This window comes from Kitasatospora sp. NBC_01300 (assembly GCF_041435235.1).
Lineage (GTDB): Bacteria > Actinomycetota > Actinomycetes > Streptomycetales > Streptomycetaceae > Kitasatospora.
The window spans coordinates 485,548-507,296 of record NZ_CP108408.1 but is presented as its reverse complement, the minus strand read 5'-3'; the positions used below and the strand labels follow the sequence as shown (position 1 = coordinate 507,296).

17 protein-coding genes are annotated in these 21,749 nt (G+C 75.8%); all 17 read left to right on the top strand.

Going from position 1 to position 21,749, the window contains the following annotated elements; translation table 11 throughout:
• Positions 1–38: 38 nt before the first annotated feature.
• Positions 39–3,302, top strand: coding sequence for a hypothetical protein (locus tag OG556_RS02270; protein ID WP_371522528.1), 3,264 nt, complete (start codon positions 39–41; stop codon positions 3,300–3,302).
• Positions 3,299–4,042, top strand: coding sequence for a DUF4255 domain-containing protein (locus OG556_RS02265; protein WP_371515585.1), 744 nt, complete (start codon positions 3,299–3,301; stop codon positions 4,040–4,042). The genes OG556_RS02270 and OG556_RS02265 overlap by 4 nt, the downstream gene beginning before the upstream one ends.
• On the top strand, positions 4,039–6,201 hold the full coding sequence (locus OG556_RS02260; RefSeq protein ID WP_371515584.1) for an ATP-binding protein: 2,163 nt from the start codon (positions 4,039–4,041) through the stop codon (positions 6,199–6,201). Before OG556_RS02265 ends, OG556_RS02260 begins: the two co-directional genes overlap by 4 nt.
• Before the next feature lie 183 nt (positions 6,202–6,384).
• Positions 6,385–7,932: a phage tail sheath family protein gene (locus OG556_RS02255; protein WP_371515583.1), complete on the top strand. Its 1,548-nt coding sequence runs from the start codon at positions 6,385–6,387 to the stop codon at positions 7,930–7,932.
• A gap of 38 nt (positions 7,933–7,970) precedes the next feature.
• Positions 7,971–8,411 carry a phage tail protein gene (locus tag OG556_RS02250; RefSeq protein ID WP_063346012.1) on the top strand — a complete coding sequence of 147 codons (441 nt, stop codon included), beginning with the start codon at positions 7,971–7,973 and terminating at the stop codon, positions 8,409–8,411.
• Positions 8,408–8,902 (top strand): hypothetical protein, encoded by a 495-nt coding sequence (locus tag OG556_RS02245; protein WP_371515582.1) that lies wholly within the window; start codon positions 8,408–8,410, stop codon positions 8,900–8,902. The genes OG556_RS02250 and OG556_RS02245 overlap by 4 nt, the downstream gene beginning before the upstream one ends.
• A complete protein-coding gene (locus tag OG556_RS02240) occupies positions 8,899–9,057 on the top strand; it encodes a DUF6760 family protein (RefSeq protein ID WP_347878560.1) in 159 nt (52 codons plus the stop codon). The genes OG556_RS02245 and OG556_RS02240 overlap by 4 nt, the downstream gene beginning before the upstream one ends.
• 3,298 nt (positions 9,058–12,355) lie before the next feature.
• Positions 12,356–12,955, top strand: coding sequence for a hypothetical protein (locus tag OG556_RS02235; protein WP_371515581.1), 600 nt, complete (start codon positions 12,356–12,358; stop codon positions 12,953–12,955).
• Positions 12,956–13,030: 75 nt separating this feature from the next.
• Positions 13,031–13,459, top strand: coding sequence for a phage tail protein (locus tag OG556_RS02230; protein ID WP_063346010.1), 429 nt, complete (start codon positions 13,031–13,033; stop codon positions 13,457–13,459).
• Between the two features lie 58 nt (positions 13,460–13,517).
• Positions 13,518–14,237 carry a LysM peptidoglycan-binding domain-containing protein gene (locus OG556_RS02225; RefSeq protein WP_063346009.1) on the top strand — a complete coding sequence of 240 codons (720 nt, stop codon included), beginning with the start codon at positions 13,518–13,520 and terminating at the stop codon, positions 14,235–14,237.
• Positions 14,234–16,015 carry a VgrG-related protein gene (locus tag OG556_RS02220; RefSeq protein ID WP_371515580.1) on the top strand — a complete coding sequence of 594 codons (1,782 nt, stop codon included), beginning with the start codon at positions 14,234–14,236 and terminating at the stop codon, positions 16,013–16,015. Before OG556_RS02225 ends, OG556_RS02220 begins: the two co-directional genes overlap by 4 nt.
• A 60-nt stretch (positions 16,016–16,075) precedes the next feature.
• Positions 16,076–16,387 (top strand): PAAR domain-containing protein, encoded by a 312-nt coding sequence (locus tag OG556_RS02215; RefSeq protein ID WP_371515579.1) that lies wholly within the window; start codon positions 16,076–16,078, stop codon positions 16,385–16,387.
• Positions 16,384–16,839 carry a GPW/gp25 family protein gene (locus OG556_RS02210; protein WP_350881814.1) on the top strand — a complete coding sequence of 152 codons (456 nt, stop codon included), beginning with the start codon at positions 16,384–16,386 and terminating at the stop codon, positions 16,837–16,839. The genes OG556_RS02215 and OG556_RS02210 overlap by 4 nt, the downstream gene beginning before the upstream one ends.
• Positions 16,839–18,800, top strand: coding sequence for a putative baseplate assembly protein (locus OG556_RS02205; RefSeq protein ID WP_371515578.1), 1,962 nt, complete (start codon positions 16,839–16,841; stop codon positions 18,798–18,800). Before OG556_RS02210 ends, OG556_RS02205 begins: the two co-directional genes overlap by 1 nt.
• Entirely contained in the window at positions 18,797–19,414 is a 618-nt protein-coding gene (locus OG556_RS02200; RefSeq protein ID WP_371515577.1) for a phage tail protein, read from the top strand. Before OG556_RS02205 ends, OG556_RS02200 begins: the two co-directional genes overlap by 4 nt.
• Before the next feature lie 3 nt (positions 19,415–19,417).
• A complete protein-coding gene (locus tag OG556_RS02195) occupies positions 19,418–20,611 on the top strand; it encodes a zinc-ribbon domain-containing protein (RefSeq protein WP_371515576.1) in 1,194 nt (397 codons plus the stop codon).
• A gap of 83 nt (positions 20,612–20,694) precedes the next feature.
• Positions 20,695–21,741 carry a TIGR03617 family F420-dependent LLM class oxidoreductase gene (locus OG556_RS02190; RefSeq protein ID WP_371515575.1) on the top strand — a complete coding sequence of 349 codons (1,047 nt, stop codon included), beginning with the start codon at positions 20,695–20,697 and terminating at the stop codon, positions 21,739–21,741.
• Positions 21,742–21,749 lie beyond the last annotated feature (8 nt).

Sequence of the window (21,749 nt, the reverse complement as noted above, 5' to 3'; positions counted from 1 at the left end):
GGGGAGACTGCCGGACGTACCCTTCTCGGTCTGTGAGGTTGAGCGTGATCGGCGCCACCGGCACTCCCCGCCCCCTGCGGCGCTCGGCGCGAGCCGCCGTCGCGGCGTTGCTGTCCCTGGCCGTGGCCGTGGTGACGCTGGGCACCGCGAACTCCGACGGCGACGGAGGCGCCGCCCCGGTGGCCGCCGGGGCCACGGCGGAGAGCGGACGGATCGTCTACGCCGGCACCGGCCACCGCAGCCTGGCGCGGCTGACCGGGCCGACGTCGAGCGCGTCGCTGTTCGGGCCCGGCCCCGTCCACTTCGACACCGAACCCTCCACGCGCGGCGACCAGCTGGTGTTCACCAGCCTGCGGGACGGCCCGCTGCCGCAGGTCTACCTGCGCGAGGCGTCGGGCGCGGTGCGCCGGCTCACCACCGGCATGGACACCGCGGAGCCGACGCTCGCCCCGGACGGCAGGACCGTCGTGTTCGACGCGGTGGAGCCCGGCGGGCGCAACGGGCAGACCCAGCGGGACCTCTGGGTGGTCAACACCGACGGCACCGGCCTGCGCAGACTGACCGACACCGCGGACTCCGAGGCGCACCCGACGGTCTCGCCCGACGGCAAGTGGGTCGCGTACACCTGCGACGTGGACCCGGCGCACACCCAGGTCTACGTCATGCCGCTGGCCGGCGGCGCGGCGCGGCGGATCACCGCGGTGACCGCCGGCAACGCCGTCGAACCGGCGTGGAACCCGGTGGACGCGCCCGACCTGCGCGACCAGATCGTCTACACCTGGGACCAGGCCGGCCAGACCGGGCCGCAGCTGCGGGTGATCTCGCCCGAGGGCACCAACGACCGGGCGTTCTTCCCCGGCATCGGCGGCGACTGGCGGACCAGGTCCGCCGGCTGGCTGCCCGACGGCAGCGGCGTGCTCTTCCTCAGCCCCAACCGGCAGAACGCCGACCCGACGCCGTACGAGAACGTGTACCGCGCCCTGACCTGCTTCTGCGGCGGGGCCGAACTGGTGGCGAGCGAGGACCGCGCCGTCCGCACACCGGTCTGGCTCGGCCCCCAGCAGGGCGGCGGGCCCGTCGTGGACCGCAACAGCGCCGACACCCCCAACGTGGCCGACCTGTCGGACATCCGCCCCGACGGGGCGGACCCGCGCGACCTGGGCGTCAGCGTGCTCCGGGAGGACCCGGCCGCCGACACCAACACCGACCCCGCGGCCGACCCGCTGTTCAACCCCCGCCCCGGCTACGACCCGTGGTTCGAACGGCAGACCTACACGCCGGACGGCCGGCGGATCGTGCTGACCCGCTTCGAGGACTCGCCCGCCGGCCGGATCGAACGGATCTGGCAGACCGGCGCCGACGGCTCCGACCCGAAGCCGATGAACCTCGCCGGGCGCGGGCCGAAGGACTGGGACACCGACCCGGAGCTCTCGCCCGACGGCCGCCTGATGGCCTTCACCAGGACCTCGCCCGGCGGCGTCGGGGCGGCCTCCGGCCCCGGACGGGTGCTGATCGCGGACGTGTCGACCGGCGCGATCATCGGCACCGTCGATCCGACCAACGGCCAGCCGGCCGCGTCCATGGCCCAGCCCTCGTGGTCCCCGGACGGCAAGCTGATCGCCTACACCAGGACCGAGGTCGTCAACGGCAACGGCGGCAACAAGCACGTGTGGACCGTGCCCGCCGACGCCCTCGACCGGCCCACCGATCTCAGCCGCAGGGCCTGCCCGGGCGCCTGCGACGTCATCGACGACAGCCCCGCGTTCTCGCCCGACGGCCGGAGCGTCGCCTTCAACCGCAAGACCGGCGACGGCGGGCTCAACCAGCAGAACGGAGTCCTCGTCAGCTCGGCGACCGGCGACGGCTGCACGGTGGTCCTGCCCGCCGGGCTGAGCCAGGACCGGAACGCCTGCCGCCGCCAGCTGCCGGACACCTCCGCCACCGGCCCGTTCCAGCCCCGCGACGTCGCCTGGACGGCGGACGGCGGGCAGCTGGTGCTGACCTCCCGCCGGGCCCTGCCGGCGAACTCGCCGGAGGCGCTGCAGAGCTACGACTTCGCGACCGGCCGGCTCACCTCCATCAACTCCAGGCTGCCGGGGCGGCAGAAGGAGCCGAGCGTCCAGCAGTCCGTCGACCTGTCGCTGAGCGCGCCGGCCGCCACCATCCCGATGCAGATCGGGGACTCCACCACCGTGGCCATCACCGTCACCAACCACGGCCCGGCGCCCTCGCCCGGCACCGCGTTCACCGCGTCGGTGCCGACGGGCGCCCGGCTCACCGGGCTCAAGGCCACGGCCGGCACCTGCGCCGCCGACGCCCTCCGGTGCGAGCTCGGCACCCTGGCCCCGGGCGCGGTCGTCCAGGTGACCGCCACCGTCGTCGGCACCGTGGCCGGCGACCAGAGGTTCGGCTGGTGGGTGACCGGGGCGGTGGTCGACCCGAAGCCCGAGGACAACACCGCGCAGACGGTCGTACCCGTCCAGGCTCCGTCGCCGTCCCCGAGCCCGTCTCCGACCCCGACTGCCTCGCCGACACCGACCCAGACCCCGGCGCCGACCCCGGCGCCGACCCAGACCCCGGCGCCGCCCGTCTCCTCACAGCCGGCCCCGCCGCCGCCCGCCCCGGCCCCCGCACCGCAGCCGGCGCCGCCCGCACCGAAGGCCGGTCCGGCCGTGACGGTCGGCGCCCAGCCGAACCCCGGGTACGTCGGCGGCCGGGTCACCGTCACCTACACCGTGCGCAACGACGGCCAGGCCCTCGCCACCGGACTGCGCGTCTCGCTCGGCCTGCCCGCCGGCGTCCCCACCGGGCCGATGCCCCCCGGCTGCACCGGCGGCGTCTGCGACGTGGCCGACCTGCCCCCGGGCGGCAGCGCCGTCGTCCAGGTGGTGCTCGCCCCCGAGGCGACCCTGGACACCACCATCACCTCCGTCCTGACCACCACCGGCACGGACGCCGCCCCGGGCGACCACGTCGCGCGGACCCCGCTGCGCATCCTCCAGCCCCGCATCGTCGCGGTGCCGCCGATCGGCAAGCCCGGCTTCGTGACCTCCGTCCGCGGCGTGGACTTCCCGCCCGGCACACCGGTGACCCTCACCTGGACGCCCGGCATCACCGCCGCCGCGGCGCCCACCGTCCCCAAGGCCGACGGCACCTTCGCGGGCCAGCTGCTCATCCTCGCCAAGGACGAGACCGGCCCCCGGACCATCACCGCGAGCGGCCCCGGCTTCTCCCCGGTGACCACCCCCTTCCTCGTGGTGACCGGCAGCGTCGGCCCGCCGGGGGAGGTGCAGCGGCGGTGATCCACGAAGTCGACGAGGCGCTGCGGCTCCTGCTCGTCGAGAGCGGCCTCCAGGAACGCGGGATCGAGCTGGTCTTCGACTCGCCGACCCGGGACTGGGCCGCCCGGCGCAACGCCCCCACCGTCAGCGTCTTCCTCTACGGCATCCGCGAGGACGTCTCCCGCCGCCAGGCCGGCGCCGCCGAACTGCACGACGCCGACGGCGTGGTCGTGGCCTGGCGCAGCGCGCCCCGCTGGTTCGAACTGGCCTACCTGGTGACGGCGTGGACCAACCGGGCCCAGGACGAGCACCGGCTGCTGTCGGAGGTGCTCCGCTGCCTGACGGCCGCCGACGCGTTGCCCGCCCGGCTGCTCACCGGCACGCTCGCCGAACTCGGGCTCACCGTCGGGCTGGAGACCGCCGGGCGCGGCGAGGGCCTGCCGTCGGTGTCCGACGTGTGGTCGGCCCTTGGCGGCGAGCTGAAACCCTCGATCGACCTCAGGGTGCTCGCCCCGCTGTCCGGCCAGCGGGCCCAGGCGGGGCCCCCGGTCACCGACGGGCTCGTGCTGCGCGCCGTCGACAAGGGCGGCAAGGACGGCGAGAGCGACGAGGACGCCCCGGAGGCCACAGCCGACGCGGCCGACCCGGGCCGCCGGCTGCGTTACGAGGGCGGCACGGACCCCGGCGCGGACGGCTTCGCCGCGCCCCGGGAACGCCGGCTGCCGCCGGGCCGCAGACGACGCGGCGGTGCGCCCCGATGACCCTCGACCTGGAAGCGGCGGCCACCAGCGGGCCCGCCGCCGACCTGGACGACCTGTGGGAGCGGCTGAGCCGCCTCGAACAGCGGATCCGGGCCGCCGTCCGCGAGCGCAGGGCCGACGACCCGGACCCGGACGACCCGTACCGGGGCCAGTACCTCACCCCGGAGGCGGCGGACCGGATCCTCGCGGCGCCCGCCGCGACGGGCCGGGCCGGCGCCGACCTCGGGGAACCGCCGCCGCCACCGCCCGGATCGAGGACCGAACGGCTCGTCGACGGCTTCGGGCTGCTCCCGCTGGACCTCGAACTCCTGCTGGTGGCACTCGCCCCCGACCTCGACACCCGCTTCGAACGGCTCTACGGGTACCTCAACGACGACCTGACCCTGCGCCGGCCGACCATCGGGCTCGCGCTCGAACTGTGCGGGCTGTCCGGGGCGGGCGCCGGCCGGTTCCGCTTCTCCGCCCAGGCCCCGCTGATCGCCGGCGGCCTGCTGGAGGTCACCGAACCGGAGCGCCCGCTGCTCTCCCGGGGCCTGCGCCTGCCCGACCGGGTGACGGCCCATCTGCTCGGCTCGGACGAGCCCGACGGCGCGCTGCGCGGGCTGGTCCGCGTCGGCCGGTCCGGCGCCGGCACCCCGCCGCAGGCCGCGCGCCGGCTGCGCGCCACCGTGGCCAACGGCGGCGGACTGGTGCACCTGCTGGACCGGGGCGGCAACGCCGGGCGGCTCGCGGTCGACGCCCTCGCGGGCCTCGGCCGCCGGGCCCTGGTCGTCGACGTCACCGCGCTCGCCGCCCGCCCCCCGGAGGCCGTGGTCCGGGCGCTCGCCCGGGAGGCGCGGCTGAGCGGCAGCGGTGTGGTGCTGGGCCCGCTGGAACGGCTCGAACCCGAACGCCCCGAGCGGGCCGGGCTGTTGCGCGAGCTGTGCGCGGAACTCGCCGAGGTGCCGCTGCTCGTGCACGGGTCGCGCCCGTGGGATCCGACGTGGGCGCAGGAGAGCCCGGTGGTGCTCGTGGCCCCGCCGCTGGACCCTGCGCAGCGCGCGGATCGCTGGGCGCACGCGCTGGGCGGGGCTTCGCATGAGCCTTCGGACCAGCCCTCGGGCGAACCCGGGGAAGGCCTTGCGGAGAGCCCTGCGGAAGGCCCGTACGAGGGCGTGCTGAGACCCGAGTTGGCCGAGGCCGTCGCCCCGTACCAGCTGGACGACGACCAGGTGGCCAGGGCCGCCGGGGTCGCGACCAGGACGGCCGCCGCCGAGCACCGCCCGGTGACCGCCGACGACCTGCGGGCCGCCGTACGGGCGCAGAACGGGGCGGGGCTCGCCCGCCTCGCCCGTCGGATCGAGCCCGCCGTCGGGTGGGACGACCTGGTGCTGCCCGAGCCCACCGCGCGCCAACTGCACGAGCTCGCGCTGCGCGCCAGGCACCGCGACCAGGTGCTCGGCCAGTGGCGGATGCGGCCGGGCGGAGGGCGCGGGCGGGGGGTGATCGCGCTGTTCGCGGGGGAGTCGGGCACCGGGAAGACCATGTCGGCCGAGGTGGTCGCCGCCGAACTCGGCATGGAGCTGTACGTCGTGGACCTGTCCACCGTCGTGGACAAGTACATCGGCGAGACGGAGAAGAACCTGGAGCGGATCTTCACCGAGGCCTCGCACGTGAACGCCGTCCTGCTGTTCGACGAGGCCGACGCGATCTTCGGCAAGCGGTCGCAGGTCAAGGACGCCCACGACCGCCACGCCAACGTGGAGTCGGCGTACCTGTTGCAGCGGATGGAGTCCTTCGACGGGATCGCCGTGCTGACGACCAACCTGCGCGCCAACCTCGACGAGGCGTTCACCCGGCGGCTGGACGTCATCGCGGAGTTCCCGGTGCCGGACGAGGAACAGCGGCACGCCCTGTGGGAGCGCTGCCTGGGCCCGCGGATCCCCCGCGGCGACGACCTCGACCTGGCGTTCTGCGCCCGGCACTTCGAACTCGCCGGCGGCTCCATCCGGGCCTGCGCGGTGACCGCGGCCTACCTGGCCGCCGAGACGGGCCGCCCGCTGGGCATGGCGGAGCTGGTGTTCGCGGTCGAGCGGGAGTACCGCAAGCTCGGCCGGCTCGTCCTGGAGAGCGAGTTCGGGCCGTGGTCGCGTGCCTCCGGGGGCACCGGGCGGGCCTGAGCGCGCGGCCGGGCCGGTGCCTGGCCGCGGCCCGGGCCGCCGGTTGCCGGGCCGTCAGGTGCCTGCCGGGGTGCCCGCCGGGGCAGCGGCTCTGCCCCTGGTCCGGGACCTGCGGACATGTCGCGGGCGGCGGCCCGGCAGCAGACTCGGTGGCGAATGATCGGCCACCCCGAAGGAGCGAGCATGCCGTCGTACCTCACCCCGGGCGTGTACGTGGAGGAGGTCCAGTCCGGTGCCCGGCCGATCGAGGGTGTCGGCACTGCCGTCGCCGCCCTCGTCGGCTTCGCCCAGACCGGCCCCTTCCACGAGCCCACCCTGGTGACCAACTGGGACCAGTACGTCCAGCAGTTCGGCGGCTTCTCCGAAGGCACCTACCTGCCCCACGCCGTCTACGGCTTCTTCGCCAACGGCGGCGGCGCCGTCTACGTCGTGCGGATCGGCGAGCCCGCCGCCGAGACGGACGGCGGCTGGCCGCCGGTCGCCCGATCGGCGCCCGCGCCCACCGCCCACGCCGGCTTCCTGTTCACGGCCCTGCCCGCCGGGGGCGCCGACCTGACCGTCGAGATCGCCGACGTCGAGGGGGAGAACGTCCCCGACGACCGGTTCCGGCTGGTGGTCCGCAAGGGCACCGAGGTCGCCGAGACGTACGACGTCTCGACCCGCAAGAACACCAAGGGCTACGTCGTCACCCAGCTGCGCGAGTCCAAGCTCGTCGCGGTCAGCGAGCAGCCGGGCACCGCGCCGAGCCGCCCGGAGCGCCAGACGCTCGCGCTCGCCGCCGCCGCCGCGCCCGGCCCGGTCGCCCCCGCCGCCACGACCCGGCTCAGCCCCGCCGAGTACGTCGGCGACGCCTCGGCCCGCACCGGGTTCTCCGGCCTGGAGGCGATCGACGAGATCACCATGGTCGCGGTGCCCGACCTGATGAGCGCCTACCAGCGCGGGGACATCGACGCCGAGGGCGTGCGGACCGTCCAGCTCGCGGTGATGTCGCACTGCGAGCAGATGGGCGACCGGATCGCCGTCCTGGACTCCCCGCCCGGGCTGAGCGTCCAGCAGGTGCGCAACTGGCGCAACAACGAGGCGGGCTTCGACTCCCGCTACGCGGCCCTGTACTACCCGTGGATCAAGGTGTTCGACCCGGCGACCGGCCGCAACACGATGGTCCCGCCGAGCGGGCACGCCGCCGGGGTGTGGGCGCGCAGCGACGCCGAGCGCGGCGTGCACAAGGCGCCGGCCAACGAGGTCATCCGCGGTGCGGTGGACCTGGAGATCCGCCTCAGCAAGGGCGAGCAGGACCTGCTGAACCCGATCGGCGTCAACTGCGTGCGGGCCTTCCCCGGTCGCGGCATCCGGATCTGGGGCGCCCGGACCCTCTCCTCGGACCCGGCGTGGCGCTACCTCAACGTGCGGCGGCTCTTCAACTACCTGGAGGAGTCCATCCTCCTGGGGACCCAGTGGGTGGTGTTCGAGCCCAACGACGACCGGCTGTGGTCCAGCATCCGCCGCAACATCACGGCGTTCCTGACCGAGGAGTGGCGACGCGGAGCGCTGTTCGGCGCCACGGCCGCGGAGGCGTTCTACGTCAAGTGCGACCGTGAGAACAACCCGCAGGAGTCCATCGACCTCGGGCAGGTGGTGTGCGAGATCGGGGTCGCTCCGGTGAAGCCCGCCGAGTTCGTGGTGTTCCGGCTGTCCCAGTTCTCGGACAGCACGAGCCTCGTCAACGAGTGACCAGCAGGCCAGCACAGACCGGAAGGTGACAGGAAGTCATGGCTGAAGGCGATCCGCTCTCCACACACATATTCGGCGTCCAACTCGGCGGCTACAACGTCGAGTCGGTCAAGGAGATCAGCAACCTGACCGTCGACCAGGACGTCGTCGAGTACAAGCAGGTGACCCAGCAGGGCAAGCTGATCGTCCGCAAACAGCCCGGAGCGCGGCTCCCGGGCGAGGTGACGATCACCCGCGGGCTCGACAAGAGCGGGGCGTTCACCAAGTGGATCAACGAGACCCTCAACAACGGCGCGATCAACACCGCGCGCCAGAACCTCACCATCGAGGTCAAGGACACCACCGGTGCCACCCTCCGGCGGATCCAGCTGATGAACGCCTGGGCCAGCCGGTGGGAGGGCCCCACCCTCACCGCCGGTGAGTCCAGCGCCGCGACCGAGACGGTGACCATCGTGTTCGAGGAGATCACCGTCGAATGAGACGACGGATCAGCCTCGACGAACTCCTGGAGCAGGCTCCGTCGGCCGCCCCCGCTCCCGCCGCGGCCCCGGCCCCGCAGGCCGCCGCGCCGCAGCGGGGGCGGGGCCCCCAGGGGCACGGACTGCACACGGAGTTCGAGTTCGAGCTCCCGCGCGGGTACCTGGACGACGAGGGCGTCCTGCACCGGCACGGCGCCATGCGCCTGGCCACCGCGCGGGACGAACTCATGCCCCAGATCGACCTGCGGGTCAAGGAGAACCCGGCGTACCTGAGCGTGGTGCTGCTCAGCCACGTGATCACCCGGCTCGGCACCGTCACCGACGTGCACGCCGGCGTCGTCGAGCAGATGTACGCCACCGACGTCGCGTTCCTCCAGGACTTCTACCAGCGGATCAACAGCGAGGGCCACACCCGCGCCGCGGTGACCTGCCCGCACTGCGACGGCTCCTTCGAAGTCGACCTCGCTGGTGGGCGCCTGGGGGAATGGTGACGTACGCGACCACCCGGCTGTACGAGGAGGTCGCGTACATCGCCTACCACTTCCACTGGCAGCGGGAGGACATCCTCGACCTGTCCCACCAGGAACGCCGCGCGTGGGTGCGGGAGATCGCGCGGATCAACACCCGCGTCAACGAAGGCGGGTGAGCGCGGGATGGGGATTCGGGACCGGCTCGGGCGCCGGAAGGCAGGCGGCCCGGGCGAGGCGGGCGCTTCGGGTGCCCCGGGTACCTCGGGTGCTGCGGGTGCCTCAGGTGCTACGGGCGGCACGGGTGACGCGGCTCCCGCGCCCCGGGCCGACGTGCCCGCCCCGGACGGTGGTTGGCGCGCGGTCGCGCCCCTGACCCCGACCCTCGCGGGAGCGGCGGGCGGGGTCAGCGACGGCCTGCGGTTCCGGTCCCGGCTCGCCTCCTGGCAGAACCCCTCGCTGACCGGCGCGCTCGGGCACGCGGTCCTGCCGTCCGCCCCGGCGGGCATCCTGCGGGCGGTGGCACGGCCCCTCGGCCCGGCGGTCTCCGCCGGGGCGGACGGGCCCGTGCTGCCGTACGCCGCACCGGCGGTGGCGCCGTCGGAGACTCCGGACCTGGCCTCGGCTGCGGATTCGGTGGGGGACGGGCCGGGCGCGACGGGCGGGCTCGGTCGGGTGCGGCAGGTGCAGAGGTCCGGCGCCGTGGCGCGCCGGCTGCCCGTACGGGCGGTGGTCGCCGAGGGCGGCGCCGCGCCGGCTGCGCCCGCGACCGCTGCCCCCGGGCCCGCTGCGCCCGGGCACGTTCACGGTTCCGAGGTGCCGCCTGCCGGGCGGGCCAGGACTGCCGGGCCGGTCCCGTCGCGCCGCGTCGGGAAGCCGCTGACCACCGCACCCCGCCCCCGGTCGCTGCCGACACGCACGGTGACCGTGATCCCGCCCCGGCCGGTGCAGCGTGCCGCGAGCGCGACGACGGTGGAGCGTGCCGCTGCCGTCGCGCCGGTGGAGCCTGCCGAGGGCACGAAGCCTGTGGAGCGGTCAGAGGGCGCGGCCCCGGTGGAACGGCCCGCGACCGCGACGACGGTGGAACAGCCCGCCGCCGTCGCTCCGCCCGTCGTGGAGCCGGGTGCCACCGCGCGGCCGTCCGAGACCTCCGAGTCGGCCCCGGTGCGGCCGACCGATGCCCCGACCCCGCACACCGGCAACGCCGTGCAGCGCGCGGTGAGGGGAGGCAGCGCGAGGGGAGGCGCCGCACCGGGCCGACCCGTGCTCGGTGCCCCGCTGACCTCGCTGCCCGCCAGCGCCTCGCCGCGGCTCAACGCCGACGGCGCGTCAGGCCTTGGGCCCGTGCCTGGTCCCGGGGCCGGGCACGGGCCGATGCCGATCGTCTCCCCGCCCGCGCAGCCGACTGCTCCGGCGGGGAACGGGTCGGACGGTGCGGAGCCGTCGGCACCGGGCAGCCCGGCCCGCTCGACTCGCCCTGCCCGCCCCGAGCCCGGACCGCGCGGGGACGCTCCCGTGCAGCGCGCCGTCCAGACCGGAGGCGGTCCGACCGCCGCGCAGCGCGCCACCCAGCCGCGCACCGAACCGGCGCGCCCCGAACAGCGGCGCCCCGAATCGTCCAACGCCCGCACGCACGGGGGCCTGGGCGCGCCGCTGACCGCGCTGCCGCCGACGGCGGGCGCGGCACCCGGAGCGCGGGCCGCCGGTCCGGCCGACGGCCGACCCGGCCCCGTGCGGCGGACCACGGCCCCGGGCCACGGTGCCCCCGCGACTCCCGACACCCCACGGACTTCCGCGACCCCCGCCACCCCTGTCACTTCCGCACGGCCACAGCCGACCGGCCGACGCGCGGCGGCCCCGAGCCCGGAAGGCGCTCCTCGCGCCACGGGCACGGCCCCCGCCGAGCCGGGCGCCACGGCAGTCCAGCGCGCGGCTGCGCCCGGCGCGCGGAGCGCCGACACGAGCGGGCAGGGTGGCTCCACCGAGCCCGGCCCCGCCGTCGGGCCGCAGTCGCCCCTGGGGACGGCACCGCAGGACGCGGCCCGCCGGGCCCGGCGTAGCGCTGGTACCGGTGGCACGAGTGGTACCAGTGGCGCCCGGGACGTGCGGCCCGCCGCTTCGCCGGGCGAGCCCGGCCCGCTGGTCGTGGCCCGCTCGCCGATCGGCGGCACCGCCGCACGTCCGGCTGCCGGGCCGGGCCACCGCACGCTCGGCCTGCTCGGCGAGCGCCGCATGGCGTCCACGCTCGCCGCGTCGGCGACGGCGCCCGCACCGGTGTCCGGCCGAGCGCCGGCGCCCGCGCCCGCCCCACCCGTCGTCAGGGCCGCCTGGCCGCAGGAGCCGCCCGCGCGCACCCAAGCGCCGCAGGCCCCGGAACCGGTGGCACCCGCGAGCTGGCGGCACCGGGCCGCCGCCGTCCTGCGCCTGCCCCGGCGGGCCCAGGCGAGCCGACCCGACGCTGCGCGCCCGGCGTCCCCAGCGGCACCGGCGTCTCCGGCGGACCCGGAAGGCACCGGCCCGGCGGCGCGGGGCACGCGGGGTGCCGTGATGGCGCGTGCGGGTGCGCGGGGACCGGCGTCCGGCGGCTCTGCCGACTCCGCCGGCTCGGGCGCGGTAGGGCGTTCTGCTGTCGTGAGGCGTCCGAGCGTGCAGCGTTCGGTAGCAGGCGGCGCCGTCCCGGTGACGGCGGATGCGCGCCCGTCGGCGTCGGCCGGCCCGGCGGCGCAGGGGCCGCGGCCGTCGGAGCGCGGTGCTGCCCCCTCGGGGCGTGCGGCTGTGCGGGGCCCGGCGACTGGTGGCTCTGGTCCGGTGGCCGTCGGCCCCGGTACCGGCCCGATGGAGGCGGATACGCGCCGGTCGGAGCACACCGGTCCCCCTGCGGGGCGGGCCGGTGTGCAGCGTTCGACGACGGCCGGGGTGCCTCGCCCGGAGGCGTCGGACGGGCAGCTCGTAGTGCCCGGCACCGCCCCGGCCGGGCGGGCGCGGCGCGGGGAGACTCCCGTGCCGCCGCCGGCTGTGGAGCGTGGCGGCGGTGGTCCGGCGGTGCAGCGGTCGGTCTCCGGCAGTCCGAGCCCCGTCGAGCCGGGTGTCCGGTCGGCGGAGCCGCGAGGTGCTGCGGTGCCTGTCGTGGTTCCCGCCGGTCGGGTGCGGCGCGGGGAGCGTCCAGCACCCCCGGTCGTCGTGGCCGATGCCGGCCCGGCGGCCGTGGGCGCCTCCCGTGCCGGGCGCGCTGCGAGCGTGCAGCGTTCGGTGTCCGCGGGCCCTATTGTCAATGGCCCTGCCGCTGCTGCTGCAGCTGCTGTCGCTGCCCCTGTCCTCGCTCCCGGCCCCGGCCCGGTCGAGGCGGCCGTGCGACCGGCGTTCCCCGACGGTGCGTCGGTGCCTGCCGCAGCCCCTGCCGTCCCCACCGGTCGCGGGGGGCGTCCCGCGTCCGCGCCCGCTGCCGCCTCCGGTGGCCGTGTTCCGAATGTGCCGTTGGTGCGACTCACCCCGCCGAGCGCCCCGGCGTCCCCGGCGGCTCCGGCGATGGTCCAGCGGCTGCCGGTCGCCGGGCCCGCCGGCCCCGCCGTGCCCGCGTCCGCGACGCCGCCGCTGCCGAGCGGTGGCGCCTGGTCGCCGGGCGTCGCGGGGGGCGGGTTCGGCCGACCGGGGGCGGGCGGGGAGTCGCCGCTGCGCACCGGGTCGTGGTCGTGGACCGCGCCGTCCCGGGACGGCGCGGGCTCGTCTTCCGGGCCGTCCGGGCCGTCCGGGCCGTCCGGGCCGTCCGGGCCGGCGCGGCCGTCGACGGACACGGCCCGGGTGCTGCAACGGGTGGCGGAGCAGGCGGGGTTGTCCGGGGTGCCGTTGACCGCCGTACCGGCCCGCACCCCGGTGACCGTCCAGACCACCCCCTCGTCCCCGCCGCCGACCGCGGCCCCGCCCCCGCAGCCGGGCGGCGGATCGTCGACCGGGTCCCCGTCGGGGGCCGACCTCGACGAACTGGCCCGGCGCCTGATCGAGCCCGTCGGACGGCTGCTGCGCGCGGAGCTGCGCCGGGGGAGGGAGCGCGCCGGGCGGCCGTACGACGGCCGTCGCTGAGCGCTCGGGGCGCGGCGGGCAGACGGGCAGTGGCAGGTGGCAGGTGGCAAGGCAGGCAGGGCGACGGAGGCAGGAATGACCGACAACATCTTCGCGACGAGCGTGTTCTTCAAGCTCACGATCGGCGGCAACGACCTGGGCGAGTTCACGACGTGCTCGGGGCTGGGTGCCGAGGTCGAGATCCACCAGTACGCCGAGGGCGGCAACAACGGCTTCTCCTGGCAGTTGCCGGGCCGGATCACCTGGTCGAACATCACGCTCACCCGCGCGGTCACCGCGGACACCGTCAAGATCGCCCGCTGGCTGGACGAGACCGTGCGGCGGGTTCAGCCCAAGAACGGCGAGATCGTGGCCCTGCGGCCCGACCTGAGCCCCATCGTCAGCTGGCAGGTGCTCGGCATCGTGCCCGTCCGCTGGCAGGGCCCGTCGTTCGACCCGGCGAACTCGCAGGCGGCGATGGAGTCCCTGGAGATCGCCCACGCCGGGCTGCGCCCGTCATCGTGACGGCGCGTCGCACCCGGCGCAGGCCACCCATCGGACGACGAACGGAAGGAGGTGCGGGATGTCAGACGTCCCCGCGAGTGTCACCCGGGCCCAACTGGCCATCATGGAGCCGCCGGCGACGGTCGGTGCCCAGCCCGGCGGGGTGATCGCGCGGCTCCCGCTCCAGTTCAACCCGTCGAGCCTGGTGCTGCGGAAGTCCTCGGAGTGGCGCCGTACCCCGTCCCGGATGGCCGCCGAGTCCGCGCTGCCCGAGTTCGTCGGCAGCGGGCCCCGCTCGCTGTCCATGGAGGTGTTCCTCGACGCGACGGCGACCCATGACGACTCGGTGGAGAAGGCGGTGGAGCAGCTGATGACGGCCTGTGTGCCGACTCCGGCCAGCCTGGCGCGCAAGAAGCCGGCGAGCCCGTGGATCAGGCTGGACTGGGGCACGTCGTCGACGACGTCGTTCAACGGGGTGCTGACCGGCCTCCAGGTCACCTACTCGCTCTTCGACGTCGACGGCAAGCCGCTGCGGGCCACCTGCTCGTTCACCATCGACGAGGCCAGCGTCGACACGCCGGGCCAGAACCCGACCTCCGGCTCGATGGAGGCGCGCAGCACCCACCGGGTGATCGCGGGCGACAGCCTGCCGCTGCTCGCCTGGCGCGAGTACGGCGACGCGACGGCCTGGCGCACCATCGCCGAGGCCAACGACATCGACGACCCGATGGTGCTCGTCCCCGGGGTCGAACTGATCGTGCCGGGGATCGACGAGCCCACCCGAGGAGGGCGGTCATGACCACTCCCGAGGCCCGCGGCGGCCGTTCCTTCGCCGCGGATCCGATCGTCGAGGCGCCCGGTCCGCTGCCGCCGGTCTGGGCGGCCCAGCTGGTCTCCTGCGACATCGAGGAGAGCACGGGCCTGCCCGACACGGCCGTGCTGATGTTCCGCGACGCGGACCACACCTTCCTCTCCGCGACCGGGGTCACCATCGGCACCCGGCTGCGGGTCTCCGTGATGACGGTGCAGGGCAACGCGCAGGTGCGGCTGTTCACCGGCGAGGTGACGGCGCTGGAGCTGGACGTGGACACCACCGGCTCCTTCACCGTGGTGCGGGCGTCCGCCATCACCCACCGGCTGATGCGCGGGCGTCGGGTGAAGGCGTTCCGCAACATGTCGACGGCGGACATCGTCCGCCAGGTCGCTGCGGGCGCGGGGCTCGGCTGCGGCCGGGTCGACGCGTTCCCCGTCGTCCACGAGCAGCTGTCGCAGGCCAACGTCTCGGACTGGGAGTTCCTCCAGTACCTGGCGCAGGAGAGCGGCGCGCAGGTGCGGGCGGACGACGAGGGGCTGCTGGAGTTCGTCAAGCCCGAGCAGGCCTCCTCGGCCCCGGCCCCCTCGACGCCCGCTCCGCAGAACCCGATGGTCCTGGAGTACGGCCGCAACCTGCTGGAGCTGCGCGGCGTGCTGACGGGCGGCGGCGGGGCGGACACCGTCGAGGTGCGCGGCTGGAACGTGCTCACCAAGAAGGCCCTGGTCGCCACGGAGCCGTCGGTGGACAGCGAGACGGTGCGGCCCGGGATGAGCCCGTCGACGGCGGCCGCCGCCTTCGCCGGGAAGGCGCGGATGACCGTCACCGACACCCCGTACCGCACGCAGGCGGAGACGGCGGCCGCGGCCGGGTCGGTCGCCGCCTCGGTGGCCGCCGGGTTCGGCGAGCTGGAGGTGGTCGTCGAGGGCAATCCGAAGCTGCGGGCGGGCGTTCCGGTCGCCCTGGGCAACGTCGGCGCCGCCTTCTCCGGCCGCTACACGGCCACCGCGGTGCGCCACCTGCTGGAGCCCTACCGCGGCTACCGGACGACCGTCGTGGTCAGCGCGGCGCCGGACCGCTCCCTCGCGGGGCTCGTCGCCGGGAGCGGCGCGGTGCCGCGCGGGCCGCGGATGCCCGGTCTGGCCGTCGCCGTGGTCACCGACGTCCGGGAGCCGGGGGGCGCGCAACGCGGCTGGGTGCGGCTGAAGTTCCCGTGGCTGGACGACACCTACGTCTCCGACTGGGTGCGCACCGTCCAGTGGGGCGGGCAGGGCGGCGGCGGGGTGTTCAGCCCCGAGGTGAACGACGAGGTGCTGGTCGGCTTCGAGCAGGGCAGCCTGGACAGCCCGTACGTGCTGGGCGGCCTCTACAACGGCGTCGACAAGCCCTCGCCGCACGAGGTGCCGCTGGTCGACCCGGCCGGCGGGAAGGTCAACCGCCGCTCGCTGGTCTCCCGTTCGGGCCACCGCCTGGAGCTGCTGGACGTGCCGGGCGGCCAGTCCGGCGTCCGGCTGGCCAGCGGGGACCGGAAGCTGGAGGTGCGGCTGGACGAGCAGCGCGGCGAGATCGTCCTGACCGTCTTCGGCGCGGCCGGTGCGGCGGCGGCGAGTTCGGTGCGGCTGTCCTCCACCGGCATCACCATCGACGCCGGCGCCGGGGCGGTGAACCTGCGCGGGGGATCGGTGAACGTCACCGGCCGCACCGAGGTCACCGTGGACGGCGGAGCGCTGGCGGTGCTCAAGGCGGCCCTCGTGCGCATCAACTGAACCACCGTCGGCACGGCCCGGCCCTCCGGCCCCCTCGAACCACCCGATTGGAGAACGCAGATGCCCCCCGCAGCCCGGATGGGTGACACCACCAGCGACGGCGGTGCCATCACCACCCCGCCGCCAGGCGCCCTCGCGGCGGCGACCGTACTGATCGGCGGCCGCCCGGCCGCCGTCACCGGCAGCCTGCACGTGTGCGTGCCGCACGTGGAACTCGGGCCCGGCAACGTCGTCATGCCCAGCCCCAAGGCGGCGGCCGGGGGCCTGGTCCTGATCGGGGGGCTGCCCGCGGCGCGGGTGGGCGACCAGACGGCCTGCGGGGCGAAGATCGTCACCGGCGCGCTCAACGTGCTGATCGGGGGCGTCGCGTGAGCGGCTTCATCGGGCGAGGCTGGGCCTTCCCGCTGCGGGTGAACGCCACCGGCGGCATCGGCATGGTGGACCGGGACCGGGAGATCGAGGAGGCCATCCGGCTGATCCTCGGCACCGCCCCCGGGGAGCGGCCGATGCGCCCGGAGTTCGGCTGCGGCATCCACGAGTACGTGTTCGCGCCGAGCGACGGCGGCACGGCGGGCCGGATCGCGCGCGAGGTGCGCACCGCGCTGGAACGCTGGGAGCCGCGGATCGAGGTGGACGACGTCGTGATCGCCTTCGACACCGTCGACGACGGCACGCTCTACATCGACGTCCACTACACCGTGCGGTCCACCAACGACCGCCGCAACCTGGTCTTCCCCTTCTACACCATCCCGAGCTCGCCGGACGCCCCGGACGTCCAGGACGTCCCGGGTGCCCTGGGTGCCGTGACCGGGGGAGTGAGCTGATGGCGCTGCCCTCCCCGAACCTGGACGACCGCCGGTTCCAGCAACTCGTCGACGAGGCCAAGCGGTTCGTCCAGCAGCGGGCCCCGGAGTGGACCGACCACAACGTGTCCGACCCCGGGGTCACCCTGATCGAGACCTTCGCGTACATGGTGGACCAACTGCTCTACCGGCTGAACCGGGTACCGGAGAAGAACTACTCCGCCTTCCTCGACCTGCTGGGCGTCCGGCTCTTCCCGCCGGCCGCGGCGACCGCGGAGGTCGACTTCTGGCTGTCGGCCCCGCAGCCCGAGACGGTGCTGCTGCGGGCGGGCACCGAGGTGTCCACGCTGCGGACCGAGACCGAGGAGGCGGTGGTGTTCTCCACCGCCGAGGACCTGCCCGTCGTCCCCAGCTCCCTCGACCGGCTGGTCACCGTCTCCGCCGCGGGGGAGCAGACCGACGCCACGGCGCGGCTGGCCGACGGCGTGGACGTGCCGTGCTTCCAGCCGCGCCCCCAGGTCGGGGACGCCATGCTGTTCGCGCTGCCGGCCGTCGTGCCGCGCTGCATCCTCGTCGTCCGGCTGGACAGCCGGGTCGAGGGCGTCGGCGTCGACCCGCGCCAGCCCCCGCTGGCGTGGGAGGTGTGGGACGGTGCGCGGTGGATCGCCTGCGAGACCGGCTCCGACACCACCGGCGGCCTCAACCGGCCCGGCGAGGTGGTGGTGTTCGTACCCGCCGGGCAGGTCGCCTCGGTGGTCGCCGGGCGCCGGGCGGGCTGGCTGCGCTGCCGGGTGTCCGCGCCGGAGCCGGGCCAGCCGTTCTACGCGGAGTCCCCGACGATCCGCCGGGCGGAGGTGTTCACGGTCGGCGGCACCGCGACCGTCGTGCACGCCCAGACCGTGACCGACGCGCCGCTCGGCGTCTCGGAGGGCGTCGCGGGCCAGCGCTTCCGGCTCGCCAGGCCGCCCGTCCTGCTCGACGGCGGCCCCCCGGTGGTCGAGGTCGCGGCCGGCGACGGCTGGGAGCGGTGGACGGCCGTCGAGCACTTCGGTGACTCGGCGCCGACCGACCGGCACGTGGTGATCGACGCGACCACCGGCGAGTTCGCGTTCCCGCCCGCCGTCCGGGAACCCGACGGCGGCCTGCACGCCTTCGGCGCGGTACCGCCCAAGGGCGCGCACCTGCGGGTACCGCGCTACCGCACGGGCGGCGGCACGGCCGGGAACGTCGCCCGGGCGACGATCACGGTGCTGCGCAGCTCCGTCCCGTACGTGGCCAGGGTCGACAACCGCGAGGCGGCCAGGGGCGGGGTCGACGGCGAGACGGTGGAGAACGCCAAGGTGCGCGCCCCCCACCTGCTGCGGCTCCAGGAACGGGCCGTCACCGCCGGGGACTTCGAGCTGATCGCCCGGCAGGCCGCCCCCTCGGCGGCCCGGGTGCGCTGCGCGCCGGCCGTCGCCGGGGAGGCGGGCGCGGTGCGGGTGCTGGTGGTCCCCGACGCGGTCGCGGACGAGGGCGACCGCCTGCGGTTCGAGCAGCTGATCCCCGGCGAGCAGGTGCTGGCGGCCATCGCGACGGCCCTGGACGAGCGGCGGCTCGTCGGCACCCGGCTCGTCGTCCAACCGCCCGACTACCAGGGGGTGACGGTGGTCGCCCGGCTCGCGACCCGCTCCCCGGACGGCGACCGGGTCCGGGAGGCGGCGCTCGCGGCGCTGTTCCGGCACCTCAACCCGCTGCGCGGCGGCGCCGACGGAAGGGGCTGGCCGTTCGGCCGGGCCGTGCAGTACGGGGAGGTGTTCGCGGTGCTCCAGCAGGTGGCCGGGGTCACGGCGGTCGAGGAACTGCGGCTCTTCCCGGCGGATCCGATCACCGGGCGCCGGGGCGCGCCCGCCGAACGGGTCGACGTCGCCCCGGACGCGCTGGTCTTCTCGCACCAGCACCAGGTCGTGGTCTCCGCGCTCCCGGCGGACGGTCCGCGATGAGCAGAGCGGCCGTCCCCGGGCTGCCCAGCCCGCATCCGATCGGCGAACTCCTGCCCGCGCTCTACGCCGAGGACGACTTCGCCCAGCGGTTCACCGCAGGCCTGGACACCGTCCTCGCCCCGGTCTTCGCCACCCTGGACAACCTGCCCGCCTACTTCCAACCACGCCTGGCCCCGGCCGACTTCGTCGAGTGGCTGGCGGACTGGGTCGCCGTCGAGACCGACCCGGCCTGGCCGGAGGAGGTTCGCCGGGCCGTGGTCGGCCGCGCGGTCGAACTGCACCGGTGGCGGGGCACCCGGCGCGGGCTCCGGGAGCGGCTGCGGCTGATCCTCGGTGTCGGCGCGCAGATCGTGGACGGCGGCGGCGTGGCCTGGTCCACCACGGCGGGCGCGGAGTTGCCGCCCGCGCCCTCCGGGGAACTGCTGGTGCGGGTCTGGCCCGAGCGCACCGCGGCGGTGGACGAGGAGCAGGTGCTGGCGGTCGTCCGGGCGTCCTGCCCGGTGCACCTCACCTGCCGGGTGGAGGTCCTGCCCGGCCCGCCTGGTCCGTCCGGTTCACCCGATTCACCTGGTCCATCCGGTCCACTCGGTCCACTCGGTGCGGAAGAGAGCTGAGCAATGCGTACGTGTCCCGAGTGCGGAGTGGCCAACGAGGACGGGGACGACTTCTGCGGCAACTGCGGTGCCTACCTCGGCTGGTCGGGGACGGCTGCCGCCACCTCGGCGGCTCCCGCCCCCGCGGCACCCGCCTCCGCAGCACCCGCCGCTGCCGCCAACCCGCCCGCAGCTTCGCCCGCTGCTCCGCCCGCCGGCGCGGCCCGAGAGGAGTCGCCTGCGCGGCCGTCCGCGGCGCCCGCCGAACCGCCTGCCGCCCGGCCCGCCGAGCCGGCGAGGCCGCCCGCCGCCGCGCCCACGCCCAAGCCCACGCCCGCTGCTGCGCCCGCGCCCAAGCCCGCCCCCGCCTCCGAGGTGCCGCCGGTCCGCCCCGGCGCGGTGCCACCGCAGCCCACGGCCGCCCGGCAGCCGGCGGCGGCGGACCCGGTGGCGGTGCAGCCCGCCAAGCCCGTCGCGCCCCGCCCGACCGTCCGCCCGGCCGCGGCCGACGAGGCCCAGGTCGGCCCACCCTGCCCCCGGTGCGGCACGCCCAACCGGCCCGACCGGAAGTTCTGCCGGCGGTGCGCGGAGCCGCTGACCCCCACCGAATCCGTGGCGGCCCTGCCGTGGTGGCGCACCCGCTGGCCGTTCCGGCGCCGCGTGCGCATCGGCGGCTCCGGCAGCACCCTGCGCCGGATGATCGCGCTGCTCGTGCTGGCGGCGCTGGTGGTCGCGGGGGTGCTGTGCTACCCGGCGGGGCGGAACATCTACGAGGACGTGCTGGACAAGCTCCGCGACGCCTCGGCGATCTCCCCCACCGGGGCGGTGGCGAGCGCGGAGGTCGAGGGCCATCCGGCGAAACTGACCGTCGACGGGCTGAGCAACACCTACTGGGGGGCGCCGAACGTCGGGGACTCGATCAGCTACCCCTTCGCCCGACCGTTCCGGCTGGTGGACGTCATCATCCACACCGGATCCTCCACCGAGCCGCAGCAGTTCCAGCAGCAGGCACGGCCGACCGCCCTGGACCTCCGGATGACGACCTCGGACGGCAAGGTGCACGAGCAGAAGGTGACGCTCAACGACAAGCCGGGCCCGCAGACGGTGCTGACCGGCGTCAGCGACGTCGTGAAGGTGGCGCTGGTCGTCCGCGCCGCCGCCGGGACGGGGCCCGGGATCCCCATCGCGCTGGCCGAGGTGGAGTTCTTCAAGCGCTGACCGGCAGGCTGCGGAGGTGGGCCTGGGCGCCGGCGTGGGAGGCTACCCGGGTACCGCCGCAGCCCGCGCCCAGGAGCACCGCCATGCACCGACCCCCCGCCTTCCGTCTCGACGCCACCGCCTCCGGGCACCCGGCGGGGATCCTCGACGCCGCCGAGCGGGCCGAACACCGGGGCATGGACCGCCTGGTGGTCGCCGAGACCGCGTACGACCCGTTCCTCCAGCTGGCCCGCGCCGCCGACCGGACCGAGCGGATCGAGCTGGCCACCGGCATCGCGGTGGCCTTCGCCCGCACCCCGATGACGCTGGCCTACCAGGCCTGGGGGCTGCACGCGGCCTCCGGCGGACGGGCCGTCATCGGGCTGGGCTCGCAGGTCAAGCCGCACATCGAGAAGCGCTTCGGGATGCCCTGGGACCGCCCGGCCGCGCGGATGCGCGAGTACGTGCACGCGGTGCGGGCGATCTGGCACAGCTGGCAGACCGGCGAACGGCTGCGCTTCCGGGGCGAGTTCTACACCCACACGATGATGACGCCGGTCTTCTCGCCCGATCCCGTCCCCGCCGGGGTGCCGAGGATCCTGCTGGCCGGCGTCGGGCCGCTGATGACCCGTACGGCGGGGGCGGTGGCCGACGGCTTCCTCAGCCACCCGTTCTCGTCGCCCGCCTACCTGGCCGAGCAGGTGCTGCCCGGTCTGACCGGGGCCCGGGCGCAGGCCGAGGCCGAGGGCGCCCCGTGGACGGCGCGGCCGTTCGAGGTCGCCGGCAGCGTGCTGACCGCCACCGGCCGGACGGAGGAGGAACTGGCGGCCAACCGGGCCGGGGTGCGGGAGCGGCTGGCGTTCTACGCCTCCACCCCGGCCTACCGCCCGGTGCTGGCCCAGCACGGGTGGGAGGGGCTCCAGGAGGAACTGCACACCCACTCGGTGCGCGGCCGCTGGGCGGAGATGGCCGCGCTGATCGACGACGAGGTGTTCGACACCTTCGCGGTGTCCGGTCCGGTCGAGGACGTCGCCCGCGAGTTGACCCGCCGGTACGCGGGCCTGGTCGACCGGCTGTCCGTCAGCCTGCCGGAGGAGGCGGACCCGGAGCTGGGACTCGACGTCCTGGCGGCCGTCCGCGCCCTCGGCTGAGCTCCGCC